General features: G+C 40.7%; 14 protein-coding genes and 2 pseudogenes. 11 read left to right on the top strand and 5 right to left on the bottom strand.

The annotated features are described in order from the left end of the window. Positions 1 to 27 precede the first annotated feature (27 nt). Entirely contained in the window at positions 28 to 1,317 is a 1,290-nt protein-coding gene (locus tag BACFIN_RS14595) for an IS1380-like element IS614 family transposase (RefSeq protein ID WP_007750450.1), read from the bottom strand. Between the two features lie 261 nt (positions 1,318 to 1,578). Between BACFIN_RS14595 and mef(A) the strand changes: the two are divergent. From mef(A) to BACFIN_RS14565, 7 genes and pseudogenes are all read left to right on the top strand, one after another. Beyond that, positions 1,579 to 2,804, top strand: a pseudogene (gene mef(A), locus BACFIN_RS22565) (macrolide efflux MFS transporter Mef(A)). Between the two features lie 113 nt (positions 2,805 to 2,917). Next, positions 2,918 to 4,381 (top strand): ABC-F type ribosomal protection protein Msr(D), encoded by a 1,464-nt coding sequence (gene msr(D), locus BACFIN_RS14590; RefSeq protein ID WP_008766914.1) that lies wholly within the window; start codon positions 2,918 to 2,920, stop codon positions 4,379 to 4,381. 231 nt (positions 4,382 to 4,612) lie between these two features. After that, complete coding sequence (locus BACFIN_RS14585; protein ID WP_007750460.1) at positions 4,613 to 5,452, top strand: nucleotidyltransferase domain-containing protein; 840 nt, start codon at positions 4,613 to 4,615, stop codon at positions 5,450 to 5,452. Continuing rightward, positions 5,449 to 6,108 carry a Vat family streptogramin A O-acetyltransferase gene (locus BACFIN_RS14580; RefSeq protein ID WP_007750461.1) on the top strand — a complete coding sequence of 220 codons (660 nt, stop codon included), beginning with the start codon at positions 5,449 to 5,451 and terminating at the stop codon, positions 6,106 to 6,108. Before BACFIN_RS14585 ends, BACFIN_RS14580 begins: the two co-directional genes overlap by 4 nt. A gap of 12 nt (positions 6,109 to 6,120) precedes the next feature. Continuing rightward, the gene (gene erm(G) / locus BACFIN_RS14575; protein ID WP_007750462.1) at positions 6,121 to 6,855 is read left to right on the top strand and encodes a 23S rRNA (adenine(2058)-N(6))-methyltransferase Erm(G); all 735 of its coding nucleotides are present in this window, start codon (positions 6,121 to 6,123) and stop codon (positions 6,853 to 6,855) included. A gap of 473 nt (positions 6,856 to 7,328) precedes the next feature. Next, complete coding sequence (locus BACFIN_RS14570; protein ID WP_007664628.1) at positions 7,329 to 8,069, top strand: class I SAM-dependent methyltransferase; 741 nt, start codon at positions 7,329 to 7,331, stop codon at positions 8,067 to 8,069. Positions 8,070 to 8,106: 37 nt separating this feature from the next. After that, positions 8,107 to 8,601: an HD domain-containing protein gene (locus tag BACFIN_RS14565; protein ID WP_007664627.1), complete on the top strand. Its 495-nt coding sequence runs from the start codon at positions 8,107 to 8,109 to the stop codon at positions 8,599 to 8,601. Between the two features lie 159 nt (positions 8,602 to 8,760). On the opposite strand, the gene BACFIN_RS22920 is transcribed toward BACFIN_RS14565, so the two are convergent. Further along, positions 8,761 to 9,213 (bottom strand): hypothetical protein, encoded by a 453-nt coding sequence (locus tag BACFIN_RS22920; protein WP_081449068.1) that lies wholly within the window; start codon positions 9,211 to 9,213, stop codon positions 8,761 to 8,763. A gap of 40 nt (positions 9,214 to 9,253) precedes the next feature. Further along, positions 9,254 to 9,556, bottom strand: coding sequence for a hypothetical protein (locus tag BACFIN_RS14560; protein WP_007664625.1), 303 nt, complete (start codon positions 9,554 to 9,556; stop codon positions 9,254 to 9,256). A 665-nt stretch (positions 9,557 to 10,221) separates the two neighbouring features. Between BACFIN_RS14560 and BACFIN_RS21575 the strand changes: the two genes are divergently transcribed. After that, entirely contained in the window at positions 10,222 to 10,422 is a 201-nt protein-coding gene (locus BACFIN_RS21575; RefSeq protein ID WP_007837439.1) for a hypothetical protein, read from the top strand. A 153-nt stretch (positions 10,423 to 10,575) separates the two neighbouring features. Here the strand turns inward: BACFIN_RS21575 and BACFIN_RS14555 are convergent, their stop codons facing one another. Then, positions 10,576 to 11,862 (bottom strand): IS1380-like element ISBaov1 family transposase, encoded by a 1,287-nt coding sequence (locus BACFIN_RS14555; protein WP_007664617.1) that lies wholly within the window; start codon positions 11,860 to 11,862, stop codon positions 10,576 to 10,578. 155 nt (positions 11,863 to 12,017) lie between these two features. Between BACFIN_RS14555 and bla the strand changes: the two are divergent. The 3 genes and pseudogenes from bla (at position 12,018) to BACFIN_RS14540 (ending at position 14,883) form a co-directional block, all read left to right on the top strand. Beyond that, positions 12,018 to 12,904, top strand: a pseudogene (gene bla, locus BACFIN_RS20575) (class A beta-lactamase, subclass A2). Between the two features lie 46 nt (positions 12,905 to 12,950). After that, positions 12,951 to 14,324 (top strand): GNAT family N-acetyltransferase, encoded by a 1,374-nt coding sequence (locus BACFIN_RS14545; RefSeq protein WP_007750471.1) that lies wholly within the window; start codon positions 12,951 to 12,953, stop codon positions 14,322 to 14,324. Between the two features lie 34 nt (positions 14,325 to 14,358). After that, the gene (locus BACFIN_RS14540; protein WP_007750474.1) at positions 14,359 to 14,883 is read left to right on the top strand and encodes a hypothetical protein; all 525 of its coding nucleotides are present in this window, start codon (positions 14,359 to 14,361) and stop codon (positions 14,881 to 14,883) included. Here the strand turns inward: BACFIN_RS14540 and BACFIN_RS14535 are convergent. Beyond that, positions 14,880 to 16,424 (bottom strand): M20/M25/M40 family metallo-hydrolase, encoded by a 1,545-nt coding sequence (locus tag BACFIN_RS14535; RefSeq protein ID WP_007750475.1) that lies wholly within the window; start codon positions 16,422 to 16,424, stop codon positions 14,880 to 14,882. The two genes, BACFIN_RS14540 and BACFIN_RS14535, sit on opposite strands and share 4 nt — an antisense overlap. Positions 16,425 to 16,538 lie beyond the last annotated feature (114 nt).

A 16,538-nucleotide genomic window follows, 5' to 3' on the forward strand; every position in this document is an offset into this window, starting at 1 on the left:
GCAGATTAAAACCATAAGGAACGGACTTTATCCGAATCCAGTTTTGAAAGGTCTTGCATAAGCCCGGTTTTCAGTATAGATATTCAGCACGTATTGCCTTGCTGTCATGATCCACTTGGCAGGTACGGAGATGAAGCTGAAGACAAAAGCCTTTATGCGACTCGTTTCCTTGAGCCCGAAAGCCTTGGTGTCAAGCTTGCTAATGATGGTCTTATAGAAATTGTGTATCAATGCCGTAAGCAGAAGGAATACAGTGTTCTCTGACATGAACGACTTGGGGAGCCTGTTCCAGCCGAATCCGTTGTTCATATCATCGAATATACGCTCTTTGCCCCCACGCTTGTTGTAAAATTCGACGATGTCTCTTGTTGATGAGTCATAATCGTTGGTAAGAATGGATCTGTAGGTGTATTCACCTTCCCACAAGTCAAGCTCTCCATCCATGCGCTTTTGTCTCTGAATGACAAGACGATAGCACTTGCCTTCCCATTTCTCAACAAGAATGGAATTGAGTTCAAACTGGATGCCGTTGATTTCCTCCGTCTTCCATCCCCTCAGTGAAAACAAGTCATCGTAGAGCGAACTGCATCTGTTGGCGCGGATGTAGAAGTGCGTGCAATGCTTCTCTATCTCACTGACAATTTCCTTCGAGCACGAACCACAGTCGGCTCTGAAGCGATTCACACGGATGCTGTTGGCTTCCAGTAGGGCAAAGAATCTCTTGTGGGTCTCAGCCTGATAAAAGCGCACATTTGTGTTGCCATCGCTGTTCTCGACATAGACAATCATGTCACCGATGACATATACGCCAGGTCTGTAGCCGAGGAACTTCTTGTATGTCGGTTTTGCATCATACTTCTCTGTTTCAAGGAACTGATGGTCGAAATCAACATCGTAGGTTTCCACCTCATTCAGTTCACCAGTGGAAACCAAGGCTTTTATAAGCAAGGCGTTGAGCTTGTCTGCCGTATTGAAATCATAGGTCTTGCCCTTATCGGAAGTATATGAGATGTTTTCCTGTGTCAGTTCCTTGATGGCTCTGAGGATGGTATCAGAGCTGCATGTGCGCAAGGTCGGATGATACGAGAGATGACGCATCAGATGCGATGTTACATCCTCCACGCATGAACCGCCACAGAAGTATACGCTCATCAGAGAACGAATAATTTCGCTGTACTGGTATCCGATGATACTGCGGCATCTCTGACCAAGTGTCTGGTCGATAATAGGTGAAAGCATGGAGTCAAATTGCTCCATGATTGAAAAAATTCCTCCAAAAGGTGTGAGTTTTTCAGATTTTATTTGTACCTTTGCCATGTCTTGTTACGATTTACTGTAATATGTAACTTTGCAGCGCCAAAAAATGGTAAAGTTGATGCGCCAGTACAAAAAATGTACTTTCATCACCTTTGAAAAATAAAAAAACATAAAAATTGGAGGTATTTTAAAAAAGCGTTCATATCTTTGTAGATGCTAAAAAAACATTGATATGAACGCTATAAAAAAAGAACCTCTCATAAATGAGAAACTCATAATGTGGTACATCAAAGTGTTGCGGAATTAAGGGAGATAATATAAATGGAAAAATACAACAATTGGAAACTTAAGTTTTATACAATATGGGCAGGGCAGGCAGTATCATTAATCACTAGTGCCATCCTGCAAATGGCGATTATTTTTTACCTTACAGAAAAAACAGGATCTGCGATGGTCTTGTCTATGGCTTCACTTGTAGGTTTTTTACCCTATGCGGTCTTTGGACCAGCCATTGGTGTATTAGTGGATCGTCATGATAGGAAGAAGATAATGATTGGTGCTGATTTAATTATCGCAGCAGCTGGGGCCGTGCTAGCTATTGTTGCATTGTATATGGAGTTACCTATCTGGATGGTTATGGTAGTATTGTTCATCCGTAGCATTGGAACAGCTTTTCATACCCCGGCTCTCAATGCGGTTACTCCACTTTTAGTACCAGAAAACAGCTTACGAAATGTGCAGGCTATAGTCAGTCTTTGCAGTCTATAAGCTATATTGTTAGTCCGGCGGTTGCAGCACTCTTATACTCCGTTTGGGGACTAAATGCTATTATTGCCATCGATGTATTGGGTGCTGTGATTGCATCTATTACGGTAGCAATTGTACGTATTCCTAAGCTGGGTGATCAAGTGCAAAGTTTGAAACCAAATTTCATACGAGAAATGAAAGAAGGAATGGCTGTACTACGGCAAAATAAAGGATTATTTGCTTTATTACTCGTTGGAACATTATATATGTTTGTTTATATGCCCATAAATGCTTTATATCCTTTAATCACTATGGAATATTTTAATGGTACACCGATGCATATTTCTATTACGGAGATTGCTTATGCCTCTGGTATGTTGATAGGGGGTCTATTATTAGGGTTATTTGGGAATTACCAAAAGCGAATCTTATTAATAACGGCATCCATTTTTATGATGGGGATAAGCTTAACCATTTCAGGATTACTTCCCCAAAGTGGATTTTTCATATTTGTAGTCTGCTGTGCAATAATGGGGCTTTCGGTTCCGTTTTACAGCGGTGTGCAAACAGCTCTTTTTCAGGAGAAAATTAAGCCTGAATATTTAGGACGTGTATTTTCTTTAACTGGAAGTATCATGTCTCTTGCTATGCCAATTGGGTTAATTCTTTCTGGATTCTTTGCTGATAGAATCGGTGTAAATCATTGGTTTTTACTATCAGGTATTTTAATTATTTGCATTGCTATCGTTTGCCCAATGATAACTGAGATTAGAAAATTAGATTTAAAACAAAATTCATAGGAGGGCCATTTTTATGTATTTAATTTTCATGTAATTTTTCCTGCTAAAATCGTAGGGTTTTCCCTGCGTACAAGCAAATGAAAACATGCGATTATAGACAGGAGGAAAATGTTATGGAATTGATATTAAAAGCAAAAGACATTCGTGTGGAATTTAAAGGACGCACTTGTTTAGATATAGATGAATTAGAAGTGTATGATTATGACCGTATTGGTTTAGTAGGAGCAAATGGTGCAGGAAAAAGCACTTTATTTAAGGTGATTTTAGGAGAATTAACTCCTCCAGGATGTAAAATGAATCGTCTAGGTGAACTTGCCTATATCCCTCAGTTGGACAAGGTAACCTTGCAAGAGGAAAAAGATTTTGGACTTGTAGGCAAGCTTGGTGTTAATCAATTAGATATTCAGACCATGAGCGGCGGTGAAGAAACAAGGCTTAAAATAGCACAAGCTTTATCGGCACAGGTTCATGGTATTTTAGCGGATGAACCTACCAGTCATTTAGACCGTGAAGGAATTGATTTTCTAATCGGACAGCTAAAATATTTTATAGGTGCACTGTTAGTTATTAGCCATGACCGCTATTTTCTTGATGAGGTAGTAGATAAAATATGGGAACTGAAAGATGGCAAAATCACTGAGTATTGGGGAAACTATTCTGATTATCTTCGCCAAAAAGAGGAAGAACGCAAGAGCCAGTCTGCAGAATACGAACAATTTATTGCGGAACGTGCCCGATTGGAAAGGGCTGCGGAGGAAAAGCGAAAGCAGGCCCGTAAAATAGAAAAAAAGGCAAAAGGTGCTTCAAAGAAAAAAAGTACTGAAGGCGGAGGGCGTTTAGCTCATCAAAAATCAATGGGAAGTAAGGCAAAAAAGATGCATAATGCCGCTAAGTCCCTAGAACATAGGATTGCGGCCTTAGGAAAAGTAGAAGCCCCAGAAGACATTCGTAGGATTCGTTTCAGGCAAAGTAAAGCATTGGAGCTCCACAATCCATATCCTATTGCTGGTACGGAAATTAATAAAATATTTGGAGATAAGGTATTGTTTGAAAATGTATCTTTTCAAATTCCGCTTGGAGCAAAAGTGGCATTAACTGGTAGTAATGGAACCGGAAAAACAACTTTAATCCAAATGATCTTAAACCATGAAGATGGAATTTCTATTTCACCTAAGGCAAAAATAGGTTACTTTGCACAAAATGGTTACAAGTACAACAGTAATCAGAATGTCCTAGAGTTTATGCAGGAGGATTGTGATTACAATGTATCGGAAATTCGTTCAGTGCTAGCATCCATGGGGGTGAAACAGAATGATATTGGAAAAAGCTTATCTGTTTTAAGCGGCGGAGAAATTATTAAATTATTGCTAGCTAAAATGCTTATGGGTAGATATAACATCTTACTAATGGATGAACCGAGCAACTTCCTTGACATACCAAGCTTAGAGGCTTTGGAAATACTAATGAAGGAGTATGCCGGAACTATAGTATTTATCACCCATGACAAACGGCTGCTTGATAATGTGGCTGATGTGATTTATGAAATCAAAGATAAGAAATTAAACTTAGTCCGATAATTAATTTACTTTTCGTATTTGACAGATCGTAAGTAGGCCAGTGAAAGAGGTTATTGATTTTATCTAAACGTTAAGTAGGTTAGACCTCTAATCAGGGAAAATAAGGCCTTCAAGATGAATTTTGAAGGCCCCCTTTCCATAGAAATATACGTAAAGCATAAGGAACACATGGCAAAAAAGGTGTTTCTCAACATGGGATATAGCTTTTGATATTGAAAGGAGTGATTCAGTATGATAGATAATATTATTCAATCAGTGACAGAAAAATTATCCTCTTTGCCTTATATAGAAGGCATCGTATTAGGGGGTTCTCGTGCAAGAGGCACCCATACAGAGGATTCTGATATAGATTTCGGAATCTATTACAATTCAGAGTTATTTGACATTACAGTAATTAATCAACTTGCTACAGAGTTGGATGATGAGAATAGAAGCAACCTTATTGTACCTCCCGGAGCATGGGGTGATTGGATTAATGGCGGCGGATGGTTAGTCATAAACGGGTATCATGTTGACTTAATTTTACGTGATATTAAACGGGTGGTACAAATAATCAAAGATACGGAGCAAGGAATTGCTACTGCTAATTATCAGACGGGGCATCCCCATGGATATATAAGTGCTATGTATCGAGGAGAATTAGCGATTAGCAAAATACTATATGCTAATGATGAAAACTTTTATGAGTTTAAAAAGCAAGCAGAACGTTATCCAACCGCTTTGCAGAAAGGATTAACTGAATTTTTTATGTTTGAGGCAGGTTTCTCTTTAATGTTTGCTGAGAACAATATAGATAAAGACGATGTATCCTATGTTTGCGGGCATTGCTTTCGAAGCATATCTTCCCTTAATCAAGTCTTATTTGCAGTAAATAAAGAATACTGTATAAATGAAAAAAAGGCTGTTAAGATGATCGAGGATTTTAAGATCAAGCCAAGCGATTACAAGGAAAGGGTCGATAAGGTTATTTCCTTAATATCAACTAATGTAGATTGTACAAGAAAAGGAATAGAGATTCTTCAAAGACTAGTAAATGAGGTTGAATACCTGAAAGGAGCCCATATTCAATGACGGGGCCAGATAAGAAAAAGCTTTATCCGAATGAAAATATAAAGACGGTTTGCTATATAAGTAATCTACCTAAAAGACCAAATGTTGAGATTGGTGAATACACTTATTACAGCGACAATAATAAATCTCCTGAGAAATTTTATGATAATATAGAGCACCACTACGAATTTCTTGGAGATAAACTCATTATAGGCAAGTTCTGTGCAATTGCAGCGGGTGTTAAGTTTATCATGAATGGTGCAAATCATAGAATGGATGGAATTACAACCTATCCCTTTAATATCTTTGGCTGTGGATGGGAAAAAGTGACTCCTACAATAGAACAACTTCCTTTTAAGGGTGACACAGTGATTGGCAATGATGTGTGGATATGTCAAAATGTAACCATAATGCCAGGTGTTAAAATTGGAGATGGTGCGATTATTGCTGCTAACTCAACAGTAGTAAAAAGTGTTGAACCCTATTCAATATATGGTGGGAATCCAGCTAAGTTTATCAAAAAACGCTTTAGTGACGAAAAGATTGAATTCTTGCTAAAGCTAGAGTGGTGGAACTGGAGCGAAGAGGAAATATTTGATAATCTTGAAATTCTAACATCCGAAGCAGGGTTAGAGGAATTAATGAATAAATATTCGAAAAGAGATGAAATAAATTAAGGAGGGGTTATAATGAACAAAGTAAATATAAAAGATAGTCAAAATTTTATTACTTCAAAATATCACATAGAAAAAATAATGAATTGCATAAGTTTAGATGAAAAAGATAACATCTTTGAAATAGGTGCAGGGAAAGGTCATTTTACTGCTGAATTGGTAAAGAGATGTAATTTTGTTACGGCGATAGAAATTGATTCTAAATTATGTGAGGTAACTCGTAATAAGCTCTTAAATTATCCTAACTATCAAATAGTAAATGATGATATACTAAAATTTACATTTCCTAGCCACAATCCATATAAAATATTTGGCAACATACCTTACAACATAAGCACAAATATAATTCGAAAAATTGTTTTTGAAAGTTCAGCCACAATAAGTTATTTAATAGTGGAATATGGTTTTGCTAAAAGTTTATTAGATACAAACAGATCACTAGCATTGCTGTTAATGGCAGAGGTAGATATTTCTATATTAGCAAAAATTCCCAGGTATTATTTCCATCCAAAACCTAAAGTGGATAGCGCATTAATTGTATTAAAAAGAAAGCCAGCAAAAATGGCATTTAAAGAGAGAAAAAAATATGAAACTTTTGTAATGAAATGGGTTAACAAAGAGTATGAAAAACTGTTTACAAAAAATCAATTTAATAAAGCTTTAAAATATGCGAGAATATATGATATAAACAATATTAGTTTCGAACAATTTGTATCGCTATTTAATAGTTATAAAATATTTAACGGCTAAAAACAATAGGCCACATGCAACTGTAAATGTTTAGTTATAGGTAGGGTAGCATAAGTTAAAATGCTATTCTGCCTTTTAAAAGTATGGTATACATTCCAGAGAGAGATTGGATATGTTCCCGCCTACCGATAGTGCCAAAAACGTAGTGGATATGTTTCCGAGAACGGATACGCTCAAATGACATTCATTCTGTCCTCTCGAGCCATGTTGAGAGCGTGGTTCTGTTGACTAAAGTACATAATTGATAGTGTGAAAATGCTTGAAATATAAGGCTTATCCGAGGATTTGGACGTAAATCCAGGTCCTCGGATTTTCCGCGTTTTAGAGGCTGCAAAGAGATGAATTTTTATAGTTGGATAGACAGAAGTGTTGATTTGGGGTTGGATAGACAAAAATATTGACATAAGACCATTGCCATAACCTAAGAGAAGAAGAACGGAGAGAAATAACTTTTTAAACGAGGGGGAATTCAGATGAAAGAAAACAAATATGATGATAATATATTTTTTCAAAAATACAGTCAAATGAGTCGCTCACAGCAGGGACTAGCCGGTGCAGGAGAATGGGAAACATTGAGAAAGCTGCTGCCGGATTTTAAAGATAAGCGTGTGCTTGATTTAGGATGCGGCTATGGATGGCACTGTATTTATGCGATGGAACACGGAGCGTCTTCTGTTGTAGGTGTTGATATTTCTCATAAAATGCTCGAGGTAGCCAAAGAAAAAACACATTTTCCACAGGTTGAATATAAATGCTGTGCTATAGAAGATGTGGAATTCCCAGAGGAGAGTTTTGATGTAATATTAAGTTCACTTGCGTTTCACTATGTAGCAGATTATGAGATTTTAGTAAAAAAGATATATAGAATACTGAAGTCTGGTGGTAATCTAGTTTTTACGGTTGAACATCCTGTTTTTACTGCCTATGGAACACAAGACTGGCATTATAACGAAAAAGGAGAAATACTGCATTTTCCGGTGGATAATTATTATTATGAGGGCAAACGGACAGCTGTGTTTTTGGGAGAAAAGGTTACAAAATATCATAGAACACTGACCACATATCTAAATACACTGCTTTCAAATGGTTTTATAATAAATCATATTGTGGAGCCGCAGCCGCCGGAAAACATGATGGATATTCCGGGGATGCAGGATGAAATGCGCCGTCCCATGATGCTGATTGTATCGGCGAACAAAAAAGTGTATAGATAGAACTAAAACACCTATAAGATATAAATGGAGGTAATTTATGTTTAAAGAAAAAATTATTATAGAGATGAAAGAAGTATTCAAAGAAATTCCTTTTGGCATAGAGCATACTTTCAAAGTTTTGAAAAATGCAGAAGATATAATGAAAGGAGAAAATATCGGAGAGGAAGAAAAAGAATTCATCAGTATTATTGCTATACTACATGATATTGGTGCGGTTGAAGCACAAAAAAAATACGGTTCTATTGATGGTGTCTATCAAGAAAAGGAAGGACCAGAAGTAGCGAAAGAAATATTAAAAAAGGTAGGCTATAACAAAAATATTGATAGAATATGCTTTATAATAGGCAACCATCATACTCCATCTAAAATTGATGGACTTGATTTTCAAATACAATGGGAAGCTGATTTGCTTGAAAATTTAACGGTTATGGATAAAGAAAAAGAACAGGAAAAGATAAAAAAGTGTATAGATGAAAACTTTAAAACAAACACAGGAAAAAGGATAGCTTATAATCGCTTTATTTTAGATTAGTAGTAGATTATTACAGTTATGTATTTTACTCAAGTTTCGGATTTAGGTTTTATGCAGTCTGAGCGATCAGTTGCATGGCCTTGAACCTGCGGTTATCCCGTATAATTTGCTCCATCAATTCGTTCTCGTCAATGGTAAAAATCTCAGCCACGATTGCTATTACATCAATAATGATTGACCAGATCTTTTCCACGACGGTGAGCTCGTGTACGCCTTCATATATATCGGCGAACAATCCTCCAATGGTCTCTTCACCATGCTCTTCAGGCGCTCAAGCTTGGATACGAAATACTCTTCCTTGCGTTTTTCGGTCTGGCAGTCTCTGTCACGCTTGCGGTTGTAGCGCCTCTCGCGCTGCCGGGCCGTAAGACCTTGTTCCTTGCCATCGACCTTCCCTCTCTCGCCGTGAATCGAGAAGTCCACGACAAATTGAGAGCGGCTGTCGCTCCAGCACAGGGCCAGCAGCTTGTAGCCGAGAATGCACCGCTGAAACACGTGCGAGAATATCTTGCCAATACACTCCATCCTCAATCCGGTCTTCGGCAGGTCGGAATCATCCACAATAAGCACTGCCGGAAGATGGCTCTTTTGATAGTCTTTCCTTATGGTCACGGCCTTGATGAGATGACAGGCGATGTGCCAGATGATGTTGCTAGTCTATATTGTCCTTGGCCATAAACGAATAGAGTAGGTCCTTCTTACCCCCGAACAGTTTCGAGATTGACGATCCGGCATAATGAGAAAAACCCGGGACGGCCATAAACGGCAGAATCAATATGATCTGGAAAAGTTGAAGGTTGGTAAGCTGACAGTTCTCACGTTTTTTCCCTCCGAGATCTTTGTCTGAAATCCTCATCCCCTCAAGGAGGGTCATAAACTTGGAAAATGCGGGATTGATTCGTTTTCCCGTGAAAAAGTTGCGGATCTCCGATGGAATTTTTGTAATTTTGCTCATGGCTTTGAGTGATTGTAATTAGTTGTTTGGGCACCTCTAAATTACTAAATTTCCGTGACATACGGAAATCCTCAAAGCCTTTTTTATGCCCAAATCTATCCTCTCAACCTAAATCCGAAACTTGAGTAAATTATAATTATGAGATGCTACGTGCTTTTGTTCAATATACCCTAAACGTCGATTTAAATGCGCCTGTGATAAAGGATTTAGTTGAAAAGTATAAGGATATAGAACAATTTAATAGGAGCATAACAGATAAATACGTTGCAATATGTAAACGCTTTTAATATTTGAATTTAGCCGTTTATGTAGAATGAAGGTGTGCAAACAAACAGACCCTGAAAAGGGTCTCACCCCCGTTAACCGCAATGTCAAAGACTTGCGGATGGCCAGATGACTCCTATACATCCGACCCCAACGGGGTCGAACCATATAATCTGTAGAAAGGTTCGACCTCCGTTGGGGTCGTGGATTGGGAAGGCACTTCGACCCGCACATTGTATCATGTGCGGTTACTTGAAGTTCGACTCCCGTTGGGGTCGATGGCTCGTCGTTATTCTGAATCTTAGCAAATCCTCTCTTTTTTAATGAACTGTGTGCTTGATCACTGAAAATAATCCTTATTTTTGCCACGAGAGTTTTACGAAAGATAAATAGATAAAGTATTGGAAAAGAAACATAACTGTCAGCAGTGCCCACTGAGGCGGCGATACGACCGTTCACCCAAGTCATTGTTGGGTCGTTTTTGGCGATGGCACATCAATTTCTGTCCGGGATGGAAAGCCTATTTCCTGTCGCTGAGCGAAGAGGAACGGCATGTATTGAGAAAGCAATACGCTTTTCATAAGCCTCAAATCCGCAACTAAGTCCTTCATCGTCCTATTTACGTGTACACGTTCTCTCATTACTGAATTATTAGATAAATTGAGGCTGAAATACCCACTTCTGCCTACAATACCCCCTTACCCCACAATGCGACTTGAGACAATACGCAGTATCATACCCATAAGTTGTAGTCGTCATCCAAAATCAGTCTGGAATACATCTGCGTAAGCATTATTACAGGTATAGATATTCAGCACATACCACCTTGATGTTCTGATCCATTTGGCTGGTACAGAGACAAATCTGAAGACAAACGCTTTTATGCGACTTGTTTTATTGGGTCCGAACCTCTTTACGTCAAGTCTTTGGATAATGACCTTGTAGAAGTTACGGATAAGTGCTGTAAGAAGAAGGAACACTGTGTTCTCTGCCATGAAGGATTTGGGCAATCTGGACCATCCGAAACCATTGTTCATGTCATCGAAGATGCGCTCCTTTCCTCCGCGGAGGTTATAGAACTCGACAATCTCTCTTACGGAAGGCTCGTAGTCGTTGGTCAGGATGCAGCGGTATGTGTATTCTCCTTCCCAGAGGTCAAGCTCACCGTCCATCCGTTTCCGCCTTTGAATCACAAGCCGGTATGTCTTGCCTTTCCACTTCTCTACAAGAATGGAATTCAGCTCAAACTCAATGCCGTTGATTTCTCCCCTCTTCCAGCCTCTGAGAGCGAAGAGGTCATTGTAGAGCGAACTACAGCGGTTGGCACGGATATAGAAGGTCTTGCAGTGGGTGGCAACCTCTTCCACGATCTCTTCAGAGCACGAGCCGCAATCAGCTCTGAAACGATTGATAACAAGATTGTTCTGTTCAAACCTTTCGAAGAATCTCTTCAGCGTGTCCTTCTGATGGAAACGGACGTTTGTGTTGCCGTCGCTGTTCTCAATGCCGACAATCAAATCTCCAATAACCGCCACACCTGGTCGATAACCAAGGAACTTCTTGTATGTATGCTTTGCATCATATTTCTCTGTTTCTATGAACTGGTGGTCGAAATCAACATCATACATCTCACCCTCTTTCAGCTGACCAGCTGCACACATACAATTGAGCAGTAAGGTATTGAGGGTGTCAGCCGTATTGAAATCGTAGTTCTTACCCGTATCTGACGTGTATGAAATGTTCTCCTGCGTCAGTTCCTTTATCGCTCTGAGGATAGTGTCAGAGCTGCAGGTACGAAGTGTCGGATGAAGCGAGAGATGGGGCATCAAATGAGTTGTGACATCCTCAATACATGAGCCGCCACAGAAGTAGATGCTCATGAGAGAACGGATGATTTCGCTGTATTGATAACCATACAGCCTGCATCTTAGACCGAGGGTTGTGTCAATTACATATGACAATGTGGAGTCAAATTGCTCCATCATTGCAAATATTCCTCCAAAAGGAGTGAGTTTCTCAGATTTTATTGCTTTCTTTGCCATGTCTGTCGGGTTTGATACATATTTTGATTTGCAACACTAAGATAGGTGAAAAATCTGACATGACAAAATCCTGAGCAACTTTTTGTTGCTCAGGTACTTAAAAAGTTATATTTATAATAGTGTTGCGGAATTAAGGTTTAACAAAAAAATAGATTATGCGCTCATTCATTATTCTTCTCTGTCTGATACCGACTCTCCTTTTTGCCCGACAGAGCCAGCTCAAGACACTGTTAGAACAAGCTATTAAAGGGAAAAAGGCGGAAATAGGGATTGCCGTTATTATCGATGGAAAGATACAGTCACTGTGAATAACGACATCCAATATCCGCTGATGAGTGTTTTCAAGTTCCATCAGGCAGTGGCTTTGGCCGATTATATGGATAAAAAGAGATTGCCGCTAGGGACTCTGTTGTCAATTAAGAAATCAGATTTAAAACCAAATACATACAGTCCGTTGCGAGATCAGTTTCCACAGGGAGGATTCGAAATGAGTATCGCTGATTTATTGAAATACACCCTGCAACAGAGCGACAATAATGCTTGTGATATTCTTTTCAATTATCAAGGCGGGCCGGATTCTGTCAACCGGTATATACAATCACTGGGGATTCGTGATTGCGAGATCACTCATACAGAGAACGATATGCACGAAGACTTAGACCTCTGCTATAGCAACTGGAGCACACCGCTGGCTGCTGCCAAATTACTGGAAATATTCCGCCGCAAAACATTGTTCGATGAAGCCTACAAAAACTTCATCTATCAGACAATGGTAGAATGCCAGACCGGGCAGGACCGTCTGGTTGCCCCGTTACTGGGCAAAGGGGTAACCGTAGGACATAAAACAGGAACGGGAGATTTCAATGCGAAAGGACAGCAGATAGGCTGCAATGACATTGGCTTCGTTCTCCTACCCAACGGACACGCATACAGTATAGCCGTTTTCGTGAAAGACTCTGCGGAAAGCAGTCTGAAAAACAGTAAGATTATCGCTGATATTTCCCGCATTGTCTATAAATATGTAATCCGGACAACAAAGTAATACAACAACGATAACAATAAAGATAAAGACAAAAATTAAAATCAGCATGAAACTACATCATATCGCTATCTGGACTTTTCGTCTGGAAGAATTAAAAGATTTCTATGTCCGCTTTCTAGGTGGAACGAGTAATGAAAAATACATCAATCCGAAGAAAGGATTCGAGTCCTATTTCATCTCTTTCGGAGAAGGCCCTTCTCTGGAATTGATGAGCCGGACAGACGTACAAAATACTCCGATAGAAGAGAACCGTCTTGGGCTGACGCATCTTGCCTTCACCTTCCCCAGCCGAGAAGAAGTGCTTCGCTTCACGGAACAAATGCGCTCCGAGGGATACATCATAGCAGGCGAGCCACGTACTTCGGGAGATGGTTATTTCGAAAGTGTAGTTCTTGATCCTGACGGTAACCGGATAGAATGCGTATGCCCCCCGCAGGCAGACGAACCACAGGATGATTGTTCGTTTGAAACGGAACGCTTACTCATCCGGCCTTTTCGGGAAAATGATGCAGAAACATTCTTCGCTTGTTGCCAGAATCCGAATCTGGGCAATAATGCCGGATGGGCTCCCCATAAATCGATAAAAGAATCGCGCGAAATCCTCCAGAACGTGTTTATCGGTCAGGAGGATATCTGGGCTATAACACTGAAAGACACACGACAGCTCATCGGCTCCATCGGCATCGTCCCCGACCCGAAGCGGGAGAACCCGCAAGTACGTATGCTGGGATACTGGCTCGACGAGCCTCACTGGGGAAAAGGATATATGACGGAAGCGGTACAAGCTGTGCTTAATTATGGTTTCAACGAACTTCAGCTCAGCCTTATCACCGCCAACTGTTATCCGCACAACAAGCGGTCTCAGCAAGTATTGGAACGTAACGGCTTTATCTGTGAAGGTATACTGCATCAGGCGGAACTTACCTACAACGGAAATATATACGATCACCTGTGCTATTATCTGCCTAATATATGCCGACCTGTTCCGGAAGACTACGACGAGATTCTGCAAGTATGGGAAGATTCCGTACGCCATACGCATCACTTCCTCACGGAAGAGCATATCCAATTCTACAAACCATTGGTACGCAACCACTACTTATCGGCTGTAGAACTGTATATCATCCGCAATACCAATGGAAAGATTGTCGCCTTTATGGGACTGAGCGACGAACTCATCGAAATGCTGTTCGTAAGCCCCGGCGAACAGGGAAAAGGATATGGCAGACGATTGCTGGAATACGCCACCCGGAGAAAACAGATAAATAAAGTAGACGTAAACGAGCAGAACGACAAAGCACTCGGATTTTATCTCCGCATGGGATTCCGGATCATAGGCCGAGATGAAACAGACGGTATGGGCAAGCCTTATCCGATTCTCCATCTGCAACTACCGGAGGCAGAGAACGGCAACAAATAAAAACAACTCATTCCCCCCAAAAAACGAGAGCCATATGAACCTGCGTGCAAGACTATCTGAGCGTGTACACATCGAGAATATCAGAGAGATACTTCATTACATACAAGACAACGAACGCCTCAGAGAAGAAATCTACCGGTTGATATATGATGAGGACAGCATCGTCTCTTACCAGGCACTGTGGGTTTGTACCCATTTCTCGAAACCGGAAGTAGAATGGCTGAGCGGGAAACAAAATGAATTGATTGATGCAACGCTTACCTGCCCGCATTCAGGAAAACGAAGAATGCTCTTGAACCTGCTATGTCAGCAACCGCTAGCCGACCCTCCACGGGTGGACTTGCTGGATTTCTGCATAGAGCGTATGGTATCCCGGCAGGAACCGCCCGGAGTGCAGTCACTTTGCATCAAACTTGCTTACCAGCTGACCCGTTTCATCCCGGAGCTTCAACAAGAATTGCGCACAATGCTGGAAATCATGGAACCCGAATTACTGGTTCCCGCTATCCGCTCTGTGCGCAAAAACACGTTGAAGGCAATCAAGGCAAAGAAGAACTAATAATTCTTCATCAGTTCCTTAAAATACCATTGCATCTTCCCAAAATTCTCCAGGGATATATACTCATTTTCGTTATGTATCGTACGCTGCTCGTACTGGTTCAGACAAATAGGCAAGAAACGGTAGATGTCATCGCTCACCGTCTGATATTTGTAGGAATCGGTACCCCCAATCGTAATATAAGAGGTAACGATAGCTGCGGGATATATTTTTGCCATCTCTTCCTTGATAATCTCGAAGCCTCTAACGTTCTCAGGAGAGATGCTTGAAGGCTCACGTTCCGATACCACATGAATGGCAACATCGTAACCTTCACACAACTTCTTTACATGCTCTATCACCCCGGCAACCGATTCACCGGGCAAAATGCGGAAGTTTACAGTAACCTCAGCCTCCGAAGCCAATACATTGGCCGCATCACTGCCTTTAGCCATCGTGATGGCGGTTGTAGTGCGTACCAGCGCATTGGAGGCGGGAGATTTTTCCATAGTCTTCAGCAGTAGCGGTTCGAGCAGCCATTGATTGGCTATCGCCATCTGCGAAAAGAATCCCATTTCCTCTCCTACATTATCGAAAAATGCTGCTATGGGAGAAATGATTTCTGCCGGGAACTGGTTGTCATTCAGCTTCTCTATGATTTCTGCAGCATACACCAGAGAACTCTTTGAAGGTGGCATCGAAGAATGCCCTCCCATCCCTTTTATCGTAAGGCGCAAGGTCAGAAAGCCTTTTTCTCCCACTCCCACCAATGCCAACGGTTCTTGTATGGATTCTATTGCCGAACCGGGAGCTGCAATGATGCCTCCTTCGTCATAAACCGCACTGAAGCGTAGCCCTTTCTGTTTAAAATAATCGGCAATTTTGAAAGCCCCCTGACGTCCGCTCACTTCCTCGTCTTGCCCGAAAGCAAACCAGATGTCTCTTTCCGGTTGGAAGCCTTCGGCTATCAGGTTATCCGCTCCCTCCATCAGAGAGAAGAGCATACATTTCATATCAAGTGTTCCACGACCGTATATGCGTCCGCCTGCAACAGCTCCTGAGAAGGGAGGATAATCCCACTTTTCCGAATAAGTCCTGATGGGAGGCAACGGTTTGTCGTCAAACCGGAAAACCGTATCTGCAACAGTCGCCGTAGACGGATCATATCCGACTACTGGAACCACATCGTAATGGGACAAGAATAATATCGGTTTCAGATCACTGTTCTTGCCTTTCCAATGAAACACCAGCCCGTATGTATTAATGGTATCTACATCCATCACCCTATATACCTCCGGATAAGAATCGGCCAGGTACTTCATAAATTCATCGAAAGGCTTGAAATCAGTCTCTTCATACACTTCATTACTGATTGTCGGGATTCGTATTCCTCCGACAAAACGACGTACTGATTGCTCCGAAGGAGCTGTGTTCACCAGTTCTTTATCATCCGCATTCTTGGGCACTTTACCAAATTTATAAGTTACGGTCCGTACTATCAAAACCAGAATAAGTATAAGCAACAGGATTAATAAAACTGCTAAAATCTTTTTCATTTTCATATATCAATGCTTTATTATAAAACATAAATGGAACATTATTGTTTTGAGAATATGCTTTTGCGAGAGGAATCCGCATCGGTTGAATACCCCGTGAAAGCAGCTTATAATAAACCT

The organism is Bacteroides finegoldii DSM 17565 (genome assembly GCF_000156195.1).
Lineage (GTDB): Bacteria > Bacteroidota > Bacteroidia > Bacteroidales > Bacteroidaceae > Bacteroides > Bacteroides finegoldii.